21 protein-coding genes are annotated in these 21,790 nt (G+C 38.5%); 8 read left to right on the top strand and 13 right to left on the bottom strand.

From position 1 onward, the window contains the following. Positions 1 to 133: 133 nt before the first annotated feature. The 7 genes from ACFSQP_RS12105 to ACFSQP_RS12075 all read right to left on the bottom strand — a co-directional run bounded on the left by ACFSQP_RS12105 (position 134) and on the right by ACFSQP_RS12075 (position 5,811). Complete coding sequence (locus tag ACFSQP_RS12105; RefSeq protein ID WP_376894871.1) at positions 134 to 919, bottom strand: enoyl-CoA hydratase-related protein; 786 nt, start codon at positions 917 to 919, stop codon at positions 134 to 136. Positions 920 to 1,030: 111 nt separating this feature from the next. After that, positions 1,031 to 1,531, bottom strand: a complete 501-nt coding sequence (paaD, locus tag ACFSQP_RS12100; protein ID WP_376895037.1) for a 1,2-phenylacetyl-CoA epoxidase subunit PaaD — start codon at positions 1,529 to 1,531, stop codon at positions 1,031 to 1,033. Between the two features lie 77 nt (positions 1,532 to 1,608). After that, positions 1,609 to 2,361 carry a 1,2-phenylacetyl-CoA epoxidase subunit PaaC gene (paaC, locus tag ACFSQP_RS12095; RefSeq protein ID WP_376894869.1) on the bottom strand — a complete coding sequence of 251 codons (753 nt, stop codon included), beginning with the start codon at positions 2,359 to 2,361 and terminating at the stop codon, positions 1,609 to 1,611. A 257-nt stretch (positions 2,362 to 2,618) separates the two neighbouring features. Next, entirely contained in the window at positions 2,619 to 2,903 is a 285-nt protein-coding gene (gene paaB, locus ACFSQP_RS12090; protein ID WP_376894867.1) for a 1,2-phenylacetyl-CoA epoxidase subunit PaaB, read from the bottom strand. 62 nt (positions 2,904 to 2,965) lie between these two features. After that, a complete protein-coding gene (gene paaA, locus ACFSQP_RS12085; RefSeq protein ID WP_376895035.1) occupies positions 2,966 to 3,922 on the bottom strand; it encodes a 1,2-phenylacetyl-CoA epoxidase subunit PaaA in 957 nt (318 codons plus the stop codon). Positions 3,923 to 4,098: 176 nt separating this feature from the next. Then, positions 4,099 to 5,172 carry a 1,2-phenylacetyl-CoA epoxidase subunit PaaE gene (gene paaE, locus ACFSQP_RS12080; protein WP_376894865.1) on the bottom strand — a complete coding sequence of 358 codons (1,074 nt, stop codon included), beginning with the start codon at positions 5,170 to 5,172 and terminating at the stop codon, positions 4,099 to 4,101. A 69-nt stretch (positions 5,173 to 5,241) separates the two neighbouring features. Then, a complete protein-coding gene (locus ACFSQP_RS12075; RefSeq protein WP_376894863.1) occupies positions 5,242 to 5,811 on the bottom strand; it encodes a TetR/AcrR family transcriptional regulator in 570 nt (189 codons plus the stop codon). A gap of 74 nt (positions 5,812 to 5,885) precedes the next feature. Here ACFSQP_RS12075 and ACFSQP_RS12070 point away from each other — a divergent pair, with 74 nt between their 5' ends. After that, the gene (locus ACFSQP_RS12070; protein WP_376894862.1) at positions 5,886 to 6,197 is read left to right on the top strand and encodes a rhodanese-like domain-containing protein; all 312 of its coding nucleotides are present in this window, start codon (positions 5,886 to 5,888) and stop codon (positions 6,195 to 6,197) included. A gap of 35 nt (positions 6,198 to 6,232) precedes the next feature. On the opposite strand, the gene ACFSQP_RS12065 is transcribed toward ACFSQP_RS12070, so the two are convergent. Genes ACFSQP_RS12065 through alaS form a run of 3 tightly spaced genes read right to left on the bottom strand, consistent with a single transcriptional unit; the run spans position 6,233 to position 10,554 of the window. Then, the gene (locus ACFSQP_RS12065; protein WP_376894860.1) at positions 6,233 to 6,859 is read right to left on the bottom strand and encodes a DUF4230 domain-containing protein; all 627 of its coding nucleotides are present in this window, start codon (positions 6,857 to 6,859) and stop codon (positions 6,233 to 6,235) included. 40 nt (positions 6,860 to 6,899) lie between these two features. After that, positions 6,900 to 7,862, bottom strand: a complete 963-nt coding sequence (locus ACFSQP_RS12060) for a GSCFA domain-containing protein (protein WP_376894858.1) — start codon at positions 7,860 to 7,862, stop codon at positions 6,900 to 6,902. Between the two features lie 55 nt (positions 7,863 to 7,917). Continuing rightward, positions 7,918 to 10,554 carry an alanine--tRNA ligase gene (alaS, locus tag ACFSQP_RS12055; RefSeq protein ID WP_376894856.1) on the bottom strand — a complete coding sequence of 879 codons (2,637 nt, stop codon included), beginning with the start codon at positions 10,552 to 10,554 and terminating at the stop codon, positions 7,918 to 7,920. Between the two features lie 214 nt (positions 10,555 to 10,768). Between alaS and ACFSQP_RS12050 the strand changes: the two genes are divergently transcribed. From ACFSQP_RS12050 to ACFSQP_RS12030, 5 genes are all read left to right on the top strand, one after another. Then, the gene (locus ACFSQP_RS12050; protein WP_376894854.1) at positions 10,769 to 11,740 is read left to right on the top strand and encodes a M23 family metallopeptidase; all 972 of its coding nucleotides are present in this window, start codon (positions 10,769 to 10,771) and stop codon (positions 11,738 to 11,740) included. Beyond that, entirely contained in the window at positions 11,740 to 12,069 is a 330-nt protein-coding gene (locus ACFSQP_RS12045; RefSeq protein WP_376894852.1) for a MerR family transcriptional regulator, read from the top strand. The genes ACFSQP_RS12050 and ACFSQP_RS12045 overlap by 1 nt, the downstream gene beginning before the upstream one ends. 156 nt (positions 12,070 to 12,225) lie before the next feature. Then, positions 12,226 to 12,822: a LemA family protein gene (locus tag ACFSQP_RS12040; protein WP_376894850.1), complete on the top strand. Its 597-nt coding sequence runs from the start codon at positions 12,226 to 12,228 to the stop codon at positions 12,820 to 12,822. Between the two features lie 5 nt (positions 12,823 to 12,827). Beyond that, a complete protein-coding gene (locus ACFSQP_RS12035) occupies positions 12,828 to 13,265 on the top strand; it encodes a TPM domain-containing protein (RefSeq protein ID WP_376894848.1) in 438 nt (145 codons plus the stop codon). Positions 13,266 to 13,270: 5 nt separating this feature from the next. Then, a complete protein-coding gene (locus tag ACFSQP_RS12030; RefSeq protein ID WP_376894846.1) occupies positions 13,271 to 14,095 on the top strand; it encodes a TPM domain-containing protein in 825 nt (274 codons plus the stop codon). Positions 14,096 to 14,127: 32 nt separating this feature from the next. On the opposite strand, the gene ACFSQP_RS12025 is transcribed toward ACFSQP_RS12030, so the two are convergent. Both ACFSQP_RS12025 and der read right to left on the bottom strand, forming a co-directional pair. Next, positions 14,128 to 16,956 carry an outer membrane beta-barrel protein gene (locus tag ACFSQP_RS12025; protein WP_376894844.1) on the bottom strand — a complete coding sequence of 943 codons (2,829 nt, stop codon included), beginning with the start codon at positions 16,954 to 16,956 and terminating at the stop codon, positions 14,128 to 14,130. 239 nt (positions 16,957 to 17,195) lie between these two features. Then, entirely contained in the window at positions 17,196 to 18,500 is a 1,305-nt protein-coding gene (gene der, locus ACFSQP_RS12020; protein ID WP_376894842.1) for a ribosome biogenesis GTPase Der, read from the bottom strand. Positions 18,501 to 18,631: 131 nt separating this feature from the next. Between der and ACFSQP_RS12015 the strand changes: the two genes are divergently transcribed. Further along, the gene (locus ACFSQP_RS12015; protein ID WP_376894840.1) at positions 18,632 to 19,132 is read left to right on the top strand and encodes a GTP-binding protein; all 501 of its coding nucleotides are present in this window, start codon (positions 18,632 to 18,634) and stop codon (positions 19,130 to 19,132) included. A 148-nt stretch (positions 19,133 to 19,280) separates the two neighbouring features. Here ACFSQP_RS12015 and era read toward each other — a convergent pair whose 3' ends face one another. After that, a complete protein-coding gene (gene era, locus ACFSQP_RS12010; RefSeq protein ID WP_376894838.1) occupies positions 19,281 to 20,159 on the bottom strand; it encodes a GTPase Era in 879 nt (292 codons plus the stop codon). 286 nt (positions 20,160 to 20,445) lie between these two features. Here era and ACFSQP_RS12005 point away from each other — a divergent pair, with 286 nt between their 5' ends. Further along, positions 20,446 to 21,636 carry a tyrosine-type recombinase/integrase gene (locus ACFSQP_RS12005; RefSeq protein WP_376894836.1) on the top strand — a complete coding sequence of 397 codons (1,191 nt, stop codon included), beginning with the start codon at positions 20,446 to 20,448 and terminating at the stop codon, positions 21,634 to 21,636. Positions 21,637 to 21,790: the final 154 nt, after the last annotated feature.

Below are 21,790 nucleotides of genomic sequence, written 5' to 3'. Positions count from 1 at the left end.
TTATTTGCAGCAGTTTAAAATGTATTGATTTTGGTTTAACGTTTTCTAAACACTGGGAAACGTATGTTACCATGCCGGTTTAGAAAACGCTACACATCTTTTTTTTCCACCCAATTTGCTCAATTTTTATAGGTTAGTGCCCTTTAAATTTCGGCGTTCGTTTTTCTACAAAGGCGGTTACCCCTTCTTTATAATCCGCAGTGTTAGCCGCCTCTATCTGGTATTTAGCTTCCAAAGCTAATTGTTGTTCTAGGTTGTTGGTAAGCGATGCGTTTAGGCTTTTTTTAATTAAACCAAGTGCCTTGGTTGGCATTTGCGCCAACTTTACAGCTAACTGTTGTACCTCATCGGTAAAAGTATCCTGTGGTAGCACCTTATATATCATACCCATATGCTCCGCCTGGATTGCACCCACCTTATCGCCCAACATGGCTAAAGCCGATGCTTTTTGGAAACCTACCAAGCGTGGTAAAAAAAATGTACCAGCGCTATCTGGTATAAGACCAATTAAACTAAAAGCTTGTATAAAGCTCACTTTTTCATGCGCTACAACCACATCGCAGGCCAATGCTATGTTAGCACCAGCACCGGCTGCTACCCCATTAACAGCACCAATTATAGGCTTTTGTATGTTCCGAATACGGGTAATGATGGGATTGTAATGTTCCTCTAATATTTTCTTGAAGCCTGGATTGTGTTCAGGGTTGGTTACTTCTTTTAAATCCTGTCCGGCACAAAATGCTTTTCCGGTTCCAGTAAGGACAATGGCTCTTACGGTTTTGTCCTGTTCGCAGTCATCCAGCGTTTTTTGGAGAAGCAGCGCCATGTCCCGGTTAAAACTATTAAACACCTCGGGCCTGTTAAGCGTAATGGTGGCTATATTATTTTCAATATTTAAAAGTATAGATGGGTTGCTCATTATTAAATGGTTTCTTTGTTGGTTTGGTTTGCTAATTTACAAGTCGTTTAAATAAAAAGACCAAACCTTGTAATATTTTTAGGCATGGTCTTTTTTATAATCGTGTTTGTGTTATTTTAAACATTTAAAATAATCGAAAGGTTCTTGGCAGTCGTCGCATTGGAATTGTGCTTTACAGGCTGTAGACCCAAACTGACTAACCATTTTGGTGTTTTTAGAACCACATTGCGGGCAGGTAACCAAGCGTTTGCCGTGCAGTAGAACATCTTTATCTGCCTCCTCATTTAAGGGTGCGGCTATACCGTAATCTTCTAGAGCCTTACGACCTCGGGGTGTAATCCAATCGGTGGTCCAAGCAGGTGCTAAAATTAAATCTACATGAGCAGTATATCCTGCTTTTTTGAAAGCAGCTTTAATGTCGTCGCCAATAACATCCATTGCAGGGCAACCACTGTAGGTAGGTGTAATTTCAATTTTTACCAAGTCGTCTTCCAAACAGGCGCTTCGGACAACACCCATATCCATAATAGATAGCACGGGTATTTCGGGGTCGGATACGCTTTCTAGAATAGGAATTAACGTTGGATGGATGCGTTGTTTTGTTGCTGCCATAAGTTCTAAAATATCGTTCGTGGGTTTTAATACTGCTTGTTTAAAAAGTTCGTATACCGTTTTATGCGCATTGGTTGTTACCACTCCATATTTGGATAAGCCCGTTGCATGTACTGCAATTCAGCCAAAATATATCCCATATGCTCGGTATGAATACCTTGTTTTCCACCTTTTTGAAAGTATTTAGATTCTGGTACTTGTAGTGTAGCCGTTTCTAAGGTTTCAGAAATTTGGTTGTAGTAGGCCTCTTTTAATTTGGAAACATCCACACCTACACCTTCTACTACCATTGCCTTGTCTGCTTCGGTTTGATGAAACAACTCATCGGTATAAGTCCACAAATCGTTAATAGCCGTTTGCATGCGTTGGTGACTTTCAGGTGTCCCATCGCCCATACGTTTAATCCAATCCGATGAAAAACGTTTATGATAACTTACCTCTTTAATCGATTTTTTTGCAATGGCTGCCAGGGTTAAATCGGTACTTTTTTGTAATTCGGTTAAAAATAGGAAGTGATACACATCAAACAAAAATTGACGGGCCATGGTATAGGCAAAATCGGTGTCTGGTTGCTCTACCAACAACACGTTTAAGTATTCTCGCTCTTGGCGTAGCATGGCTATATCGTCCTCTGTGCGCCCATCGGCGGCAATTTTGGCGGCATATTGGTAATAGCTGCGCACTTGGCCAAACAAATCTAAAGAAATGTTGGTACAGGCAATGTCTATTTCCAAACTGGGTCCGTGTCCCGTTAGAGCGCCCATTCGTTGACCAAGAATTAACGAATTGTCTGCAATGCCCAGAATGTATGAATATAAATTATCTTTCATGTTGTTACGTTTAAATTTGAAATAAATAGGATTTACAACGGCACCCGATACTTGATATTTTAAATCAAGTACCTTTAAAGCTGTTAATAGCACCAAACAGCCTACGAGTTAGCATACTATTTTATTTGGCTTAATACTGGGTACAACGCTAAAATCAAGACTGCAAACCAATTTTAGCCGCAAGCCAGCCAACAAAAACCAATATTAGCCCATTTTACAGAGCCTAAAACACACTGGCTTTAGAAAATTTTGATGCGTTACATGTGTTTTACCTCGTCCGGTAAATCGTAAAATGTAGGATGGCGGTACACCTTATCCTGTGCTGGTTCAAAAAGCTCGCCGCTGTGCTCTGGATTGGATGCTGTAATATTTTTAGACTCCACAACCCAAATACTAACACCTTCGTTACGTCTGGTGTAAACATCGCGTGCATTTTCCAGCGCCATTTCGGCATCGGCAGCATGCAAACTCCCAAAATGACGGTGTTCTAATCCGTTTTTACTTCTAACGAATACTTCCCAAAGTGGCCAATTATTTTTCATATGTATTTGTTTTCAACAAGGTTTAAAATGTCCTTATTGCAATTAAATTTTTTTATTCTGTTTTAAACCGCTTGTTTTGCTTTTCGTTCCTGTTGTTTTTGTGAGTAGGCCATTGCTGCGTCGCGTACCCACTCGCCGCGCTCCCAGGCGCCAACACGCGCTTTCATGCGTTCCTTGTTCATAGGGCCATGGCCGTTAACTACCTGCCAGAACTCGTCCCAATTAATTTCGCCAAAATCGTAGCTACCGCGTTCCTCGTTCCATTTTAAATCTGGATCTGGAATGCTTAGCCCTAGTAAATTGGCTTGTGGCACGGTTTGATCTATAAACTGTTGGCGTAAATCGTCGTTCGATTTGCGTTTAAGTTTCCATTTCATGGATTGTTCGGTGTGGACTGAAGCGGCATCTGTTGGACCTAACATCATTAAGGATGGCCACCACCAGCGGTTTAAGGCATCTTGTGCCATATTTTTTTGTTCTGGTGTACCGTTTGCTAGTTTTAGCATGATTTCGAAACCTTGGCGCTGATGGAAACTTTCTTCCTTACATACGCGCACCATGGCTCGGGCATAGGGCCCAAAAGAGGTACTACAAAGCGGCACTTGGTTAATAATGGCTGCACCATCTACCAACCAACCTATAGCGCCAATATCTGCCCAGGTAATTGTTGGGTAGTTAAAAATAGACGAATATTTTGCCTTGCCAGTATGCAATTGCTCGTACAACTCATCGCGCGATACACCAAGTGTTTCGCAGGCCGAATAGAGGTACAAACCATGGCCGGCTTCGTCTTGAACTTTTGCTAGTAAGGCAACTTTACGCCTTAAAGAAGGTGCTCTTGTAATCCAGTTACCTTCTGGTAACATACCTACAATTTCCGAGTGTGCGTGCTGTGAAATTTGTCGGATATGTGTTTTGCGGTATTTTTCTGGCATCCAATCTTTAGGTTCAATTTTTTCGTCGCGCGCAATGCGGGCTTCAAATTGTTTTTCTAAATTTTTTACATTTTCTTCACTCATAAGCATCACCCATACCGGTTTTACAACAGGATTTACTGGGATTTGTTTTTTTGGTTACTACTGGTTTTTGCGTTAGGGATTGAGGCTTTGTTGGAGCTCCTTGCAAAGAGCGACTGCCGAAAGCCCGACGCTACGTAGCCCCAAGCTACGTGGCGTAACGCCCTAATTATTTGTGGTTACACATCAAAATCTACTACTAGTTTATTGGTAGTTGGTACGGCTTGACAGCTTAGTACGTAATTTTGAGCGACCTCTTTATCGTCTAATGCGTAATTAATTTTCATTTTTACGGCGCCTTCTTTAACTTGGCATTTACAGGTGCTACACACACCACCTTTGCAGGCGTAAGGCAGATCAGCGCCAGCATCTAGGGCACCATCCAAAATGTTATCGAAATGATCTGCCATAACAAAATGGAATTCCTTACCACCATCGATAATGGTTACTTGGGTACCGTTTACTTTTTCTTCCAGAGCTTGGGCTATATGTTTACTTTTTTCTGCTGTGCTTCCAGAATAAAATAGTTCGTAATGTATAGCCTCTTTAGGCATTCCGGCGGCTTGCAATTCGTCTCGGATAAGAAAAATCATTTCTTGTGGGCCACAAATAAACGCATGATGGGTATCTGCTACATTTACAAATCTGTTGGTTAAAACTGCTAGTTTTTCTTTATCGAAGCGCCCGTTTAAAAACGGGATATCGCGTTGCTCTTTTGTTAGGAAATAAAATACTTGAAAGCGTCCTAAAAACACATTTTTTAGGTGTTCTATTTCCTCTTTAAATATAATAGATTTTACCGTTTTATTTAAGTAAAATAGCTTGAAAGTGCTGTTAGGCTCCGATTGCAAATGCGTTTTAATAATGGACAACATAGGTGTTATACCACTTCCGGCTGCAAATGCTATATAGTTTTTGGCCACTTCTGGCTGGCAGTCAACATAAAACTCGCCATGTGGTGGCATAACGCCCAATACATCGCCTTTTTTTAAGGTATTGAAGGCGTAATTTGAAAAAACACCACCCGGAATAGCCTTAACTGCTATCCGCCATTGGTTATCCATAGGACTTGTGCAAAGCGAGTAATTACGACGGATATCGGCGCCGTTAATTTGGGTACGCAGGGTAACATGTTGCCCTTGCTTAAATTGAAATGTCTCTTTTAAGTTCTCTGGAACATCCAAGGAAATTACTACGGTATCGGTTGTTTCCTTATAAATATCTGCAACTGCTACGTTGTAAAAATCTGCCATATTGAAATTTTGCTTAATATAACTAACAACCGTTAGTCTTGGTTACAAATTTACAAAATAAATTACTAATTATTTGTTAATTCCGTGTATTAGTACGTTGGTTAAGCTTTTTGAGAGTTCGGTGGTGGTAACCTCTTCTTTTTTAGGAATCCATAAATATAGCGATCGCAGGGTGGATAATATGGAAAACAGCATAATTTCGATATTGGCATCCACGATTTCGTTTTTATGAATACCGGTTTGGAGAATGTTCCTAAAATCGGCTTCGTAGGCCGTTCGCAAAGATAAATAGTATGCGCGATTTTCCTCTAAATGCATCCAATCGTTATTTAAGGAAGCCATGCCATTGGGATTTTTTGCGGTAATAGCCACATGTAATTGTACCACAGCCTCCACTTTCTGAATACTACTGGTATTGGCTTGTTTGATATCGTGCATTCCTGCGGTAAAGGCCTCCGCTAGCGATAATATAATGTTGTTTAAAATTTCTTGTTTGGAACTAATATGGTTGTATAAACTAGCTGCTTTTATACCCATGGCGGTTGCTATGTCGCGCATGGTTACGGCACTATACCCTTTTTCTTTAAACAACTTGGTTGCTGTTTTTATAATTTCTTCTTTTCTAGTTTCTGTTTTCAAGTTGCTATTAAATTTGAAAGTGTGCTTCTATTTAACTATATTAAGTGTGGTAAAAGTATAGAAAAAGAAAGACTATGGGTATTTTAGATTTTATTTTTGGTGTGAAAAAACGCCAAATTAAAGCGTTCTTGAACCAAGATGCTGTTATTTTGGATGTGCGTACGAAACGCGAGTGGGAATCTGGACACATACCTGGCGCTATGCACATCCCGTTGAACACGTTACCAAACCGCATAGAGACTATAAAAAAGTTAAACAAACCCGTTATTGTATGTTGTGCTAGCGGTGCGCGTTCCAGTAAGGCTGCCAAATACTTAAATTTGCAACACATTAACGCTATTAACGGCGGTGGTTGGCAGCAACTCCTAAAACAGCACGCCAACTAATTTCGGCGCGTTTTAACTTCTTTAATTTTTCTGATTTAAAAAATGGGTGGTATGGTTATATTTTGAAGCGCCTCTAGCCCGTTAATTGATTGCTGTTTATATTCCAATGTCCAACCAAGCGAGTTTGTAAGAATATAAAATTTAGCCAACTCACTAATTAATCGGTTTTGTGCATTTTTGTGTAAATCTGATTGCTTAACTTTTTTAAGCAAGGCGTCCTTTACCATGCTATTAATATGGTTGTAATCCTTTGCTTCGAAAGGATTCAAGAAATCGGCTTCAATATCGTAGTATTCTAAATCTGGATGAATTTTTATTTCCGGTTTGGGTATGTTTAACAACGACAGCGTTTTGGTTTCTTGGTTTATGTCGTATTCCAATTGTGCCAAATCGAAAGCAATAAATACATCGGCATTTACTACGATTAAGGCTTTTTTATTAGAAGTTAAATAAGGTCCTAAAATTTGTTTGGAATTATTGTAATTTAACACCTGACTAAAATGTCCTTCGGTAACAATAAGCTTTCCTACTTGTTTTATTTGCTCCTGAATAAGTGCTGAACTAGCCACTAATTGCGCTTCCTCCTTTTTTTGGGTGCTATAGGTTTGAAACAAAAATAACGCGAGCACCGTTACAATGATCCCTAAAAGTATTTTTTTCATATGTGAATTTACAAAAAATTAGCGTAGCGCAGGTGGTTTGCTAAAATGTCATATGCGGAAACTTTTCTTTGAGGTCGCGCTGCTGCGCTTGTAACTTTTTCAAGAAAGCTTGATGCGCCTCACTAGCTGGGTTAAATGGTTTATGCTGCAGTCCTTTTTGTATACTAGCAACCAAATCCATTGTAGGCCAGGCTGTTTCCGAAATCCAAGCTGTTTTAAAAGCATTCCAAATGTAAGCAATTGCGGTGGTATTAGGGTGTATCATATCTGGCTCATAAAACCGATAGTCCCGCAGCTCGTCCATCATAATTTCGTAGGCAGGAAAATAATGATAATAGTTTTTAGATTGCGCTGGCGCATCCTTCAAAAATTGATGAATAGCTGCAAATAAATGCGCTTTGCTTTGTGTGTTTTCAATAAAACCATCCTTTAAATGCCGCACCGGAGAAACCGTGAACACGATAGTTGCCAACGGATTAATGGTATTGATAGCCGTTACCATATTTTGAATAGTATTTTGAATAGCAGCCACTGAAAGCAATTCTTTTTTAAAATGCTTCTGCGGTACTTTATGACAATTGGCAACTACGTTATTGGTTTCTATATGGTTATATACCCAAGCAGTCCCGAAGGTTACAATAATATGCGACGCTGCTTTTAGCGCTACGTGGGTGCGGTGCAACGCTTTATTGAGCAACCCCACACAAGTACCAGAATCTGTGGCGCTTAAAGAAGAATGCGCCTGGAATGACTGCCAACGGCTATTATGTTCAAACACATCGGTAATGGTGAATTTCTCATTGTTTACCGCCCGACTTACCAGGTGTTGTATGGCAAGCGGATGAAACAAGACACCAAAAGGGTTTTGTGTAGTTTTAAACTGGTATTGCGCCAACAAATGGCCCATATTTTCTACAAAGCAAGATCCTAACAGCAATACCTGCGCCTGATAGTCTATGGTATTTTGCTGTGGCTTTATAGGAACCTTTGTTTGTAATTTCATTTTACAATATGGGCGTTTATTTTAATGGTTCTGATATGCTTATTTAGAACGCTAACTATTTAGGCAAAAAGGCTTTTACGGCCTCCAAAGCCTTGTTTAAACCCGCCGGATTTTTACCACCTGCCGTGGCAAAAAATGGCTGACCGCCACCACCGCCTTGTATGTGTGCTCCCAACTCTTTTACTATTTTGCCAGCATGCAGCCCATGGCTGGCCACCAATTCTTTAGAAATATAGCAAGATAAAAAGGCTTTCCCGTTATTTTCAGATCCAAATACTAAAAATAAGTTTTGGTATTTGTTACCGAGTTCGAAACAGACATCTTTTATACCTGCGGCATCCAAATCTACTGTTGTAGCCAAAAACTGCATGCCGTTTATGGTTGTTAAAGCTTGCTCCAAATGCCCTTTTAAATGTTTAGCCTTATCCTGAAGTAAGGTATCCACCTGCTTTCTTAAACTATTATTTTCCTCTTGTAAATTTTGTATGGCTTGTATTGGCTTGGAGGTATTAAGCAGCGATTTCATATCAATAAAAGCCCTGTTTATTTCTATAAAATAATCTTTTAAAGCATCGTTTGTTATGGCTTCAATACGCCTAATTCCCGCGGCAACAGCACCTTCAGAAATTATTTTAAAGAACCAAATATCGCCCGTGTTTTTAACATGGGTACCGCCACACAATTCCACAGATTGTCCAAAGCGCACCATCCTAACGGTATCGCCATATTTTTCGCCAAACAGTGCCAAAGCACCTTCTTCTAATGCTTTGTCAATGGGTACATTACGTTGTTCTTGAAGCGGTATTTTACTAGTAATTCGCGCATTAACAAAAATTTCTATATCCCGAATATTTTCAGTTGTAAGCTTGGAAAAGTGCGAAAAATCAAAACGCAAATATTTAGAGTGCACCGCACTACCTTTTTGCTCCACATGCGGCCCTAAAACTTCACGCAAAGCCTGGTGCAGTAAGTGTGTAGCTGTGTGGTTGCATTCGGTGCGGTAGCGTTGTTGCGCATCTACAACCGCTTGAAAATAATGCGTCATATTTTCAGGCAAATCTTTTACAAAATGGATGGTTACATTGTTTTCTTTTTTGGTATCTAAAATGTAAATAATATTACCGTTGGCATCTTCCAGATAACCCTTATCACCTACTTGGCCACCACCTTCGGCATAAAAAGGCGTAATGTTAAAAACCAACTGATACATAGCGCCATCCTTTTTAGAAGTTACTTTTCTGTATCTAGTAATTTTTACCTTGGCCTCTAAAGCATCGTAACCAATAAATTCCTGAACGGCATCGTCCACCAGCACGGTCCAATCGGCTGTTGTCATTTCGCTTGCCGCACGTGAGCGGTTTTTCTGTTTTTCTAGATGCGCATTAAACCCTTTTTCATCCAATTTTAAGCCTTGTTCCGACAGAATTAAAGCGGTTAAATCTATTGGAAACCCGTAGGTATCGTATAATTCAAATGCCTTTTCCCCTGAAACTGTATCGCCTGTGGTATTTTTTATAACCCCATCCAAAAGCAACAAGCCTTGCTCTAGGGTTCGTAAAAAAGAAGCCTCTTCTTCTTTCACCACATTTTCAATAAGTTGTCTTTGACTTTTAAGTTCTGGAAAGGCCAAACCCATTGTTTTACTTAACACATCTACAAGGCGGTAAATAAACGGTTCTTTCTGATTTAAAAAAGTAAAACTATACCTAATGGCACGTCTTAAAATTCTTCGAATAACATAGCCAGCACCTGTATTACTTGGTAATTGTCCGTCTGCAATTGAAAAAGCTACCGCTCGAACATGATCGGAGATAACCCGAATAGCAATGTTCACTTTTTCTTGTTCGGAATTACTTTTTACATCTGTATGTTGGTATTTTTTGTTGGTAATGGTTTCAATTTCTCTAATAATTGGTGTAAACACATCGGTATCGTAGTTGGAGGTAACACCTTGTAATACCATACACAAACGTTCAAAGCCCATACCAGTATCTATGTGTTTATTTGGCAAGGCTTCCAAAGTGCCGTTAGCCTTTCGGTTGTATTGCATAAATACCAGATTCCAAATTTCCACAACTTGCGGATGATCCATATTTACTAATTCTTTACCCGGTATTTTGGCCTTTTCGGCTTCTGGCCTTATATCTACATGTATTTCACTACAAGGCCCACAAGGACCTTGGTCGCCCATTTCCCAGAAATTATCTTTTTTGCGCCCCATTAAAATCCGATCCTCTGGAATTAAATCCTTCCAAAAATTATAAGCCTCTTGGTCCATAGGGATGCCATCGGCCTCGTCGCCTTCAAAAACAGTTACGTACAGAATATTTTTATCTATTTTGTAAACATCCACTAACAACTCCCAAGCCCAAGCAATAGCTTCTTTTTTAAAATAATCGCCAAAACTCCAATTTCCTAACATTTCAAAAAGGGTGTGGTGGTAGGTATCGTAACCTACTTCTTCCAAATCGTTGTGCTTTCCAGAAACACGCAAACACTTTTGTGAATCGGCTATTCGGGTGTTTTTTGGCTGGGCATTACCTAAAAAATACTCTTTAAAAGGTGCCATACCAGAGTTTACAAACATTAAGGTTGGGTCGTCTTTTAAAACCATTGGCGCGGAAGGCACAATGCTGTGTTTTTTATCTTTAAAAAACTGTAAAAAGGTAGCACGAATTTCTTGAGATGTCATAAATGAACTTGCTTTGTAAGCTATTGTTAAATTGCTGCTGGACAAAAAACAAACCTACGAATACAGTAAAAACCGGTTTCCCTGGCGCTAATTGTGTTCCTTACAAACGGGAAACACCTATAGTATTCTTATTATTTTGTAAATTTGCCTGCCCTTAACGCAGAATAATTAATAAATGTATTTTATGTATCTGCAAAAATAGTAAATTTAGCCAATGAGTAAGGTAAAATATTATTACGATTCCGAAACGCTTTCCTACAGGAAAATTGAGCGCAAAAAAAGGCGCACGGTAAAATACATTGCCGTATTTTTATTGGCCGCGGGCTTGTTTGGCTTTTTAACGGTTTTTATTACCAGTCAGTATATTGAATCGCCCAAAGAAAAAGCGCTTAAGCGCGAACTATCCAATATGCAGTTGCAATTTGAACTGTTAAACAAAAAAATGGACGAGGCGCAAACCGTTTTAGAGCACATAGCAAACCGAGACGACAACATTTACCGCTTGTATTTTGAAGCCAATCCCATTCCCGAGGAACAGCGCCGCGCAGGCTTTGGTGGTGTAAATCGTTATAAAAATTTAGAAGGTTTTGACAATTCCAAACTGATTATAGAAAGTAGCAAACGTTTGGATATGCTTACCAAGCAAATAGTTGTACAATCTAAATCGTTGGATGAAATTGCCAAACTTGCCGCAGAAAAAGAAAAGTTATTGGCAGCCATACCGGCCATTCAACCAGTAAGCAATGAAGACCTAACGCGCATGGCCTCTGGTTATGGCTACCGGACAGATCCGTTTACCAAAGCACGCAAATTTCATTATGGAATGGATTTTACCGCGCCACGCGGAACTCCTGTTTACGCCACAGGCGACGGAGTAGTTGTACGTGCAGACAGCCGTTCGTCTGGCTATGGAAACCACATTCGAATAGACCATGGTTTTGGTTATGTTAGTTTATACGCTCACCTATATAAGTACAACGTTAAAAAAAATCAGAAGGTAAAACGTGGCGACGTTATTGGTTTTGTTGGTAATACGGGGCGGTCTGAAGCGGCACACTTGCATTACGAAATTTTTAAAGACGACAAACGCATTAACCCGTTAAACTTCTACTACGGAAACCTATCGGCTGAAGAATTTGAAGAGCTTTTAAAACACGCATCATTGGAGAACCAATCATTAGATTAATGCATATAAATTTGCCCGAAAAACGGTATTATGGCATTGGCGAAGTTGCCAAGGCTTTTGGTGTTAACGCATCACTTATCCGCTTTTGGGAAAAAGAATTTGATGTATTACAACCCAAAAAAAACGCTAAAGGGAACCGCAAGTTTACACCAGAAGACATACACTATTTAAAACTTATTTATCACCTAGTAAAAGAACGTGGCTTTACTTTGGAGGGTGCCAAAATTCATTTAAAAGAAGACAAACAGCAAACCTTACATACCTTTCAAATTATAGCAAAATTGGAATCCATAAAAAATCAGCTTCAAAAAATTAAAGAGCAGTTATAGCGCTTCCCACCAAACCGCCGGTGTTGAAAATTTTAAAATGAACCCACCCCATATCCTGTTGGTACATAAGTAAGCATTAAAATGAGGCTTCATTTTAAACGATTAAAACAAATTAAGTAACTTTACACATAAACAAACTAAACAAAACTAAAATTTATGAAAAAATGGTTAATCCCCGTTATTGTAATTGGATTGCTAGTAGTAGCCTTATACTCATGGGCTGTTGGATTTAATAATACGGCTGTAGAATTTGAAGCCGATGCCAAAACAGCTTGGTCCGATGTTGAAAGTGCGTACCAGCGAAGAAACGATTTAATTGGTAATTTAGTTAAAACTGTACAAGGTGCAGCAGATTTTGAGCGCAATACCCTTACCGATGTTATTGAAGCACGATCTAAGGCCACAGCCACCAATATTGATGCAGGCAATTTAACCCCTGAAAATCTTGCAGAATTTCAACAAGCGCAAAGCGGCTTAACCAGTGCTTTATCGCGTTTATTAGTAACTGTAGAACGTTATCCAGACATAAAAGCCAATCAGAATTTTTTGGAGTTACAGGCTCAATTGGAAGGCACCGAAAACCGTATAAATGTAGCAAGAGATCGTTATAACGAAGCGGTAAATATTTACGACAAGCATATTAAAAAATTTCCAGGCACCTTGCTAGCGGGTCTGTTTGGTTTTGATGCCATGTCTCGATACAGTGCCGATGCTGGCAGCGAAAACGCCCCCGATGTAAACTTTGAATTTTAACTACGATGTCTGAAATTGAAAACTTTTTAAGTCCGCAAGAAGAACAAGCTATTATTGCGGCCATTCAAGAAGCTGAAAAAAACACATCGGGAGAAATAAGAATTCATCTTGAAAAAACTGCTAAAATAGATGTTTTTGACAGAGCGCTTGAGGTGTTTCACATGCTAAAAATGACAAACACCAAGCACCAAAACGGGGTTTTAATTTATGTAGCTGTTGCCGATAGGAATTTTGTAATTTTTGGCGACAAAGGCATAAATGAGGTAGTAGGACCAGACTTTTGGGACAGCACCCGCAATGCCATTCAGTCCGCCTTTAAAGAAGGACGCTTTAAAGACGGATTAGTAGCTGGTGTTTTACAAGCTGGAATGGCGTTAAAACAGCATTTTCCTTGGGAACAGCAGGATACCAACGAGCTACCAAATAGTATTTCAAAAGGATAATATACATGCCAAACCAATTACCGTTTAAGTTAGTTACCGCCGTACCTAAATATACTTTATGTTTATGGATGCTTTTTTTTAGCATGCCGTTTGCCTTTGCGCAATTTAACATTCCGGCCATACCTAAAACACAAACCAGTGTATACGACTATATTGGCTTGCTAGCGCCAGCAGAAAAAGCCGCCTTGGAAAGTAAGTTAATACGGTATTCCGATACAACATCCACACAAATTGTAGTAGCTATTATCGCGTCTACTCAAGGTGAAAACATTAACTACTTGGGCGCCCAATGGGGTCAGAAATGGCAAATTGGACAAGCTAAAGCGGACAACGGCGTGCTTATTTTACTGGCCCACGACGACAAAAAAATTGCCATAAACACTGGTTACGGTGTAGAACATTTGCTTACCGATGCTATGAGCAAACGCATTATAGAAACCGACATTATTCCCTATTTTAGAAACAACGATTATGCCGGTGGTTTAAACCGTGGTACGGAAGCTATTTTCGAGGTATTAACAGGTGCTTACACAAAATCGGTTACCACAAAAAAGGAAGGCCCTCCTGCTGTACTGGTTTTACTGTTATTTCTAATTTTTATCTTTATACTTATAGCCATTTCTAAAAAAGACAAAGGTAGTGGCCGCGGAGGTTCTGGCGGCAAAAAAGCTGGTGGTTTTGATGTTTGGGACGCCATAATATTAAGCAATATGGGGCGGGGTGGTTTTGGAGGCTCCAGAGGCGGCGGTGGCGGCTTTAGCGGCGGTGGTTTTGGTGGCGGCTTTGGCGGTGGCGGCTTTGGTGGTGGTGGCGCTTCTGGCGGCTGGTAAACATTAGTTTAATTTAGTTTTTGGAGTCGTTTTTAATTCAGGTAATCATTGCCCGAATTGGTAGTACCTTTGCTTCCTAAACTGTTAAATTTCCAACTAAAACTTAACATAACATATTGTTCTAGCACGGTACTTTGTGAATCTTGAATAAAATTTTCAGTAGCTGTTCTTCTTGCGTTGCTATTTTGATTTAACAAATCGTATATTTTTAACGTTAGGGTACCTGTATCTTTCAAAACAGTATAAGCTAGAGTGGTATTCCAAAACCAAGCGCTTTTTTGAAAACCTTCAGCAATATTTGGGTTGTAATTAAAATTTATATCGTTTCGCCATTCAAACTTTTTAGGAAGGTATAACGCGGTATTCAAGTTTAAGTCGTGGTTTAAAAAATCTTGATTGTCAAAACTAGCAATGTTATAGGTGTTTTTTGTAAAAGCTACCGAATAGCGCGGCCTAAACTCCAAAACATCGTTCCATGTAAAGCGCAAGCCAATTTCTGGCGAAAGGGCTTGCACCTTGCTAGCGTATTGCACGTTGTTATTAAAGTTAATATTTCTTCTAAAACTTCCGTTTATACCTACACTTACTTTAATGGTTTTTACACTATCTAGCTTTACATCCTTACTGTAATCCATGTTGGCATATACATTGTAACTTCCGTTTACATTGGCATAGGTGGTTGTTCTTACAAAATTAGCATCTACTGTTGTTTTTGCTACCACTTGATTTTGAATAACATTACCGCCAAAATAGGAATAAAACCCGGTGCGTTTCTGCCAATCGAAGGCATTAAAACCAAAATTTATACGATGGTTATTAGCTGGTTCCAAATTAGGGTTACCTACTATGGTATTTAAAGGGTTGGACACATCACTAAAAGACTGTAATTGGCTTAATTGCGGTGGCTGGTTACTTAAGCGGTAACTTGACCAAAATGAAGCCTTCGGACTGAATTTATAGCGCAAATAGCCACTTAATTCGGCAGCCTCAAAATGTCTTTTTATAGAAGCCTCTGGGCGCAGTATGTCGGCGTTTTCTAATAATCTATAAATATAATCCACGCCAATATTAGCAGACCATGTATCGTTTTGATAGCTTAAACTAACTCCTGGAACCACGCGTTCATCTAGGTACTCAAAATCTGTACTTTGTTCCGCATCAAACAGTGTGTAGTTACCTTCAGTATCGGCATTAAATGTGCTTTTAGTGTCGGTGCTATTATTTCTACCATATTCGAAATTCATATTAAGAAATAGCTTTTTAGCCAAAAGGGGTAAGCGGTATTTTATATAAGCTTGTAAGTTGTTAATCTGCCCTTGGCCTTTAGTTATTTGGTTTCGTTTAATGTTGTCTATTAAAATAAAATCAGGGTTATTGGGGTTTAAAGGATTTTCGCCATACACATTAGTTACGCTAGTAAGCTTGTTGTTGGACTCGCGCGTATTAATTTGGTTGTTTATATCTAAGCGTATAAAAGCGCCTTTTTGGCCAAATCGTTTGGTAATGTTGAAAGCATTACTAAAGTTTTTACCAAAATTTTCCGAAAACGAATTGGATTCCGACTCGTTGGTTATTTGGTTTTCGGTGTTTAAGCTGGTTTCATTAGCTTTATAGGAATTGGTGCTTTTGGAGTACCTAAAAGAAGGATCGATATTTATTAAAAAGGTAGAATCTATTTTTATATCGAAACCCATATTGGCGGAATGGCTATCGCTATCGTTTAATGAGGTGGTGTTACTATTGGTAAAATATCGGGAATCGGGTAAAATATTTTCGCGTTGGGTAGCTGTTTTATTTTCTGAACTGCTCCCTGCAAAAAAATAATCTGCAGACACCTCTGTTTTTTCGCTAATATTATCGGCATAATTTACACCAGCATTTTGCGATTTGGTAATACCTTGGCCACCACCAAAGGAGCGCCCATCTATGGAAAAAGCGCCATTACTTGAACGCGTCATGCTATAACCACCACCAAACATTTTTCGTATTTCGCCAAAGCTAAATCCTGGGGAATTTATATTATTTCCGCCAAGCAAAAAACTTATGCGCCTGTTGTTATTAAAATAATTAAACATTCCTGCACCTTCGTACCGGTTGTCTGTTCCGGCTCCTGCGGCTACACGTCCAAAAACACCTTTATTATTTTCTTCTTTTATGGTTAAATTTATGGTTTTATTTTCGCCATCTACCGTTTCGCCAGAAAAAGCCTCTGCTTTGGTTTTGGTATCCACCACCTGTACTTTTTCTATTAAATCTTTGGTTAGGTTTTTTGTCGTTATGGTTGGGTCGTTTCCAAAAAATGGTTTCCCATTTACCAATATTTTATTAACCGCTTTTCCATTTATTTTTATACTCCCGTCTGTATCCACGGCTACACCTGGCAGTTGTTTAAGCAAATCCTCCACGGTAGCATCTTTTTTGGTTTTAAAAGATTGCACGTTAAATTCCACTGTATCCTTTTTAATAATTATTGGAGCAGCCGATTTAATTAAAACCTCATCTAGGGCGTTACTTAATTCTAGCTGAATGGTTTTTAAGTCTATTTTAGAATGCTTTAAATCTATGTTTTTCTTATAAGTTTTATAGCCTAAATGTGAAATGTATACGGTAACCGATTTATCGGCTATTCTATCCTCCAGGGTAAACTGCCCTGCTCTATCTGAAATGGTGTATGTAATTACGGTGCTATCTGAAAGACGTTCTAGGTGAATGGTTGCCGACTCCAAAGGCAACTGGTCGTTTGCCGCTATAATTTTCCCTGAAATTTCAATTGGTTTTATCTGCGAAAAAAGCGTTGCGCCGGTAAAAAATAAAACCAAAAAGAAAAGAGGTGCGATGTATGAATTGTGACTTTTTTTCATAAAGAATAAAATATTGGCATGCTATTTATATAAAACGAATATAGCTGATTTTTGTACTAACGGTTAAGAAACCAATAAAAAAATTAGCCGGAACCAATGCCTCTTGCATTGAAAATGTTAGCTCTTATATTGGTTGTATAGTGCAAATTTTATTTTTTACGTTGTTAGCGGTTGTTTGCCATAAAAAAAAACCATTTACTGGAATAAATGGTTTTTTTATAGGATAGCACAGGTTTGCTTTATTTTTTTCGCATGTACACACTTACAGGTACACCATGAAAATTAAAATGTTCGCGCAATTTGTTTTCTAAAAAGCGCTTATAGCCATCGCGTACATATTGGGGCAGGTTGCAAAAAAATGCGAATTGTGGTTGTGGTGTAGGCAGCTGCATAATGTACTTAATTTTTACATATTTCCCTTTGTAAGCAGGTGGCGGATAGTTTTCAATAATGGGTAGTAAGGTTTCGTTTAGCTTACTTGTTTTTATTTTTTTGTTTCGGTTGTTATACACTTCTACAGCCGTTTCTATTGCCTTATAAATACGTTGTTTATTGAGGACCGACATAAACACGATAGGGACATCGGTAAAAGGTTCCATTTGTTGGCGAATGTATTTTTCAAATTCGCGCATGGTTTGGGTTTCTTTTTCAACCAAATCCCATTTATTAATAAGTACCACAATACCTTTTCGGTTGCGTTCTGCTAGCCAAAAAATATTTTGTACTTGGCCATCAAATCCGCGCGTGGCATCTACTACCAGTAAACACACATCGGCATGTTCAATGGCACGAACGCTTCGCATAACCGAATAAAACTCTAAATCTTCTTTAACTTTAGATTTTTTTCGAATTCCCGCAGTGTCTACCAAGTTAAATTCGAAGCCAAAACGGTTGTATTTTGTATCTATAGCATCGCGGGTTGTACCTGCAATATCTGTAACAATGTATCTATCCTGACCAATTAAGGCATTAATAAAGGACGATTTTCCAGCATTAGGCCTGCCTACTACTGCAAAGCGTGGTAAGTCTTCCTGAACTGTTTCTTCCTTTTCTGGCAGTGCTTTAACAAGAGCATCCAGCAAATCGCCTGTACCACTACCGTTAATACTTGCTATGGTGTAATAGTCGCCAAGGCCTAAAGCGTAAAATTCTACGGCATTTTCTGCACGCTGACTATTATCGACTTTATTCACCACTAAAAATACCGGTTTAGATACTTTTCGCAATAGTTTGGCAACATCTTCGTCCATTCCTGTAACACCAGATTCCACATCAACCATAAAAATAATGGCGTCTGCCTCTTCAATTGCTATTTCTACTTGTTTGTCTATTTCCACTTCAAAAACATCATCGCTTCCTTTAACATAACCACCGGTATCGATTAGTGAAAATTCTTTTCCATTCCAGTCGCTTTTTCCATAATGGCGATCTCTGGTTACCCCACTGGTGGCATCTACAATAGCTTCCCGACGCTGAATTAACCGATTAAAAAAGGTTGATTTTCCCACGTTTGGACGACCTACAATAGCTACAATATTACTCATGTTTTTATAAAATTTGCTGCAAATATAACGATAAGCTAATGATTTCGTTATATTTAGTACCTGTTTAAAACAGCGAATTAAAAAATAACATTTATTTAAGTTAAATATTAGCTGTTAACACCTGAATTATAATGAGTTTACAAAAAAAAGACATTGTACTGCGCCCCAGATTTAAGCGAGACATACAGCAGCCTAATACGGTTGTTTTAGATTTGTTTAAAGCAGCCAAGCAATCGCAAAACAGGTATATAATATCTGTTATTGACGATCATGTATTTTTAAAGTTACCAAAGCACAAACAGCAATTTTGGTCGCCACAGTTACATTTAGAAATTAAAGAAAATGGTCCGAAAGCAGCCATTTTACACGGATTATTTGGTCCGAATCCAACTGTATGGACGATGTTTATGTTTTTTCATTTTTTGGTAGCCAGTTTGTTTATTGGTTTTGGCATTTGGGCTTATTCCAATTGGACACTTAACACTAACTACAGCCTACAAATGGGTGTTATGGCTTTTATGGTTTTTGTTTGGTTTGCCTTGTATTTTGCTGGTAGAATTGGAAAGGACTCCAGTAAAACTGAAATGCAGGAGCTTTATTACTTCATGGAAACTATTTTAAATAAAATTTAAACGTTAGGTTATTAACATGCTAACCAGCTAATTATTAGCATACTTTTTTAGCTTCCTTAACAACAAACCTTTTGCAATAGTTTGTAAACTGGCCAAATGCGTTGTAAACCAGGTTTAATTTTGTTTTGTAAGTTAGCGGTTGCATGGGTTAATTATAACCAAAACGCTTAAGCTGCCGTTGGTTAGAACGCCAATTTTTATTAACCTTTACATACAGTTCTAGATGTACTTGTTTGCCAAAAAACTTTTCCAAATCCTTTCGGGCTTCTACCCCTACTCGTTTAAGTGCAGCTCCTTTATGGCCAATAATAATACCTTTTTGCGTATCGCGTTCTACCATAATAACAGCGCGCATTCTAATAATGGTTTCTTCCTCTAGAAACTCTTCAGTATCAATTTCAACGGCATAAGGAATTTCCTTTTTGTAGTGCATTAAAATTTTCTCGCGAATAATTTCGTTCACAAAAAAGCGTTCGGGTTTATCTGTTAATTGATCTTTAGGATAAAATGGCGGTGATTCTGGTAGCAATGCAACAATTCTATTGAATACTGTTTCAACCTGAAACCCTTCTAAAGCTGAAATAGCCATTATTTCGGCATTTGGAACTTTCGTGGACCAAAGTTGCACTTGGCTTTCCAGTTCACTTTGGCTTGAGGTATCAATTTTATTTAACAGCAAAAGAACCGGAATTTTGGCGTTGGTTATTTTGTTAAAAAACGCCTGATCTTTTAGTTCCTTTTCGCCAATTTCCACCATGTATATTAAAACATCTGCATCATCGAAAGCCGATTTTACAAAATCCATCATAGACGCTTGTAACTCGTAAGCTGGTTTAATTATTCCTGGCGTATCGGAAAGCACCATTTGAAAATTATCGCCATTTACAATGCCTAATATCCTATGTCTTGTAGTTTGCGCTTTGGAGGTGATAATGGATAATTTTTCGCCTACAAAGGCATTCATGAGTGTGGATTTCCCTACATTGGGGTTTCCTATAATATTAACAAAACCAGCTTTATGCGTCATTTTTAGTAGATTTTACAAATGCAAAGTTACAACCTTGAATTATTTATTAGGTGTTTACTTCAAATTTTAGTTGATTTTTGTTTACCCAATTTACTAAAAGCAATATAAAAACGCATAAACCTACTTTAGCACTTAAGCCATTGGTTAACTGTATAAGTTAATAGTGTTAGCATTACCAAACACCCCTGCCCAGTCCAGTGTTTGCTTACTTGGTTTGTTACATTCAGGAACCCTAGTTAACAACCTAAATACCATTATTTTAAGCTTTTTTTATTATATTGTAATCATGAAAACCAGTATAACTCTGAAACCACTGCAACATAAAAACAAAGCACAAATTGCTATTGGTTTTACGTACAACCATGCAGTTAAAACCTATGTTAAAGGTTTTAAAGGCGTTTTATGGTCCAGAACCCACAGTACTTTTTATGTAGCTTTTGCGCCACATGCATTACATGCTTTATTTGAATATTTAAGAAAAGGAAGGTATTACGTAGATTATAGTGCTTTTATAAAAAAGAAACCAGAAACAGTAAAACCACCTGCAAAAACCAAAATGTACAACGCTTTAAGCCTCCAACATAAAAATATATTAAAGCAATATGTTTTACACCTTAAGGGCAGGCGTTTAAGTGCAGCAACTGTAAACACTTACAGTTATTTTGTTCTCCGTTTTTTGTTTGAATTTAAAACGCTACAAATAGAAGGCTGGCGTACCAAGCACATACATACTTTTATGAGTAAGGTCATGGCCAAAGAAAATTACAGCATTAGTAGCCACAGACAATGTGTTAGCGCTTTTAAATATTTGACCAGCTTGTTGGATTTACCCGATTTTGATGCTTCTGACTTTAAACGACCAAAAAAGGATAAAAAATTACCTACTGTAGTATCTAAAGAGGCTGTAATTAGGTTAATACAAGTTACCAAAAATTTAAAGCACCGCGTTGCTATAGCGCTTTTATACTCTTGCGGGTTACGGGTTGGCGAACTGCTAGCGCTTAAACCAAGCGACTTAAACTTTGAGCGCCAGCAGGTTTTTATACGGCGTGGCAAAGGCCGGAAGGACCGCATGGTTGGTATGGCTACTACTATACAACCTATGTTATTAAATTACATAAACACTTACCAACCGCAAGCGTACTTAATAGAGGGGCGGGATGGGGCTATGTATAGTGCTAGTTCTGTTAGAAGATTTTTAAAAGATGCCTGTAAGCTAGCGGGCATAGCACCGGCAATTTCGCCTCATGCCTTGCGCCATAGTTATGCCACACACATGTTAGAAAACGGCGTAGATTTAAGATACATACAAACTTTATTGGGGCATAGCAAGCCAGAAACCACAATGGTTTATACGCATGTTGCAAAAAGCCAATTAATGCGTATAAGCAATCCGTTGGATGTAACGGTAAACGCCATTCGCAGCACCAAAAAAGATGCAAAAAAAGTTACGATATCCCGACAATTTAACAAATAAACGTGTATATTTATACTCATATAACCAGTTGGCAACAATTTGAAAAAAAATTAATAATTTAAAGACCATCCGACTTACGGATTAATATAGATAAGTAGATTATTAATTGTTTTGTTTATTTTAAGCCAACAGGTCCATAAGCAGAAAATCTGTG

Origin of the sequence: Bizionia sediminis (assembly GCF_042684585.1) — a bacterium.
Classification (GTDB): domain Bacteria; phylum Bacteroidota; class Bacteroidia; order Flavobacteriales; family Flavobacteriaceae; genus Algorimicrobium; species Algorimicrobium sediminis.
The sequence above is the reverse complement of the archived record's forward strand: the minus strand, read 5'-3'. Positions and strand labels throughout refer to the sequence as shown.

Coding starts and splice junctions, on each gene's coding strand:
- ACFSQP_RS12050 (WP_376894854.1), top strand. CDS start 10,769: ATGAGTAAGGTAAAATATTATTACGATTCCGAAACGCTTTCCTACAGG.
- paaC (WP_376894869.1), bottom strand. CDS start 2,361: ATGAAAGATAATTTATATTCATACATTCTGGGCATTGCAGACAATTCG.
- ACFSQP_RS12035 (WP_376894848.1), top strand. CDS start 12,828: ATGTCTGAAATTGAAAACTTTTTAAGTCCGCAAGAAGAACAAGCTATT.
- ACFSQP_RS12005 (WP_376894836.1), top strand. CDS start 20,446: ATGAAAACCAGTATAACTCTGAAACCACTGCAACATAAAAACAAAGCA.
- paaB (WP_376894867.1), bottom strand. CDS start 2,903: ATGAAAAATAATTGGCCACTTTGGGAAGTATTCGTTAGAAGTAAAAAC.
- ACFSQP_RS12065 (WP_376894860.1), bottom strand. CDS start 6,859: ATGAAAAAAATACTTTTAGGGATCATTGTAACGGTGCTCGCGTTATTT.
- ACFSQP_RS12015 (WP_376894840.1), top strand. CDS start 18,632: ATGAGTTTACAAAAAAAAGACATTGTACTGCGCCCCAGATTTAAGCGA.
- ACFSQP_RS12060 (WP_376894858.1), bottom strand. CDS start 7,862: ATGAAATTACAAACAAAGGTTCCTATAAAGCCACAGCAAAATACCATA.
- ACFSQP_RS12045 (WP_376894852.1), top strand. CDS start 11,740: ATGCATATAAATTTGCCCGAAAAACGGTATTATGGCATTGGCGAAGTT.
- paaE (WP_376894865.1), bottom strand. CDS start 5,172: ATGGCAGATTTTTACAACGTAGCAGTTGCAGATATTTATAAGGAAACA.
- paaD (WP_376895037.1), bottom strand. CDS start 1,531: ATGGCAGCAACAAAACAACGCATCCATCCAACGTTAATTCCTATTCTA.
- era (WP_376894838.1), bottom strand. CDS start 20,159: ATGACGCATAAAGCTGGTTTTGTTAATATTATAGGAAACCCCAATGTA.
- paaA (WP_376895035.1), bottom strand. CDS start 3,922: ATGAGTGAAGAAAATGTAAAAAATTTAGAAAAACAATTTGAAGCCCGC.
- ACFSQP_RS12070 (WP_376894862.1), top strand. CDS start 5,886: ATGGGTATTTTAGATTTTATTTTTGGTGTGAAAAAACGCCAAATTAAA.
- ACFSQP_RS12105 (WP_376894871.1), bottom strand. CDS start 919: ATGAGCAACCCATCTATACTTTTAAATATTGAAAATAATATAGCCACC.
- der (WP_376894842.1), bottom strand. CDS start 18,500: ATGAGTAATATTGTAGCTATTGTAGGTCGTCCAAACGTGGGAAAATCA.
- ACFSQP_RS12040 (WP_376894850.1), top strand. CDS start 12,226: ATGAAAAAATGGTTAATCCCCGTTATTGTAATTGGATTGCTAGTAGTA.
- ACFSQP_RS12030 (WP_376894846.1), top strand. CDS start 13,271: ATGCCAAACCAATTACCGTTTAAGTTAGTTACCGCCGTACCTAAATAT.
- alaS (WP_376894856.1), bottom strand. CDS start 10,554: ATGACATCTCAAGAAATTCGTGCTACCTTTTTACAGTTTTTTAAAGAT.
- ACFSQP_RS12025 (WP_376894844.1), bottom strand. CDS start 16,956: ATGAAAAAAAGTCACAATTCATACATCGCACCTCTTTTCTTTTTGGTT.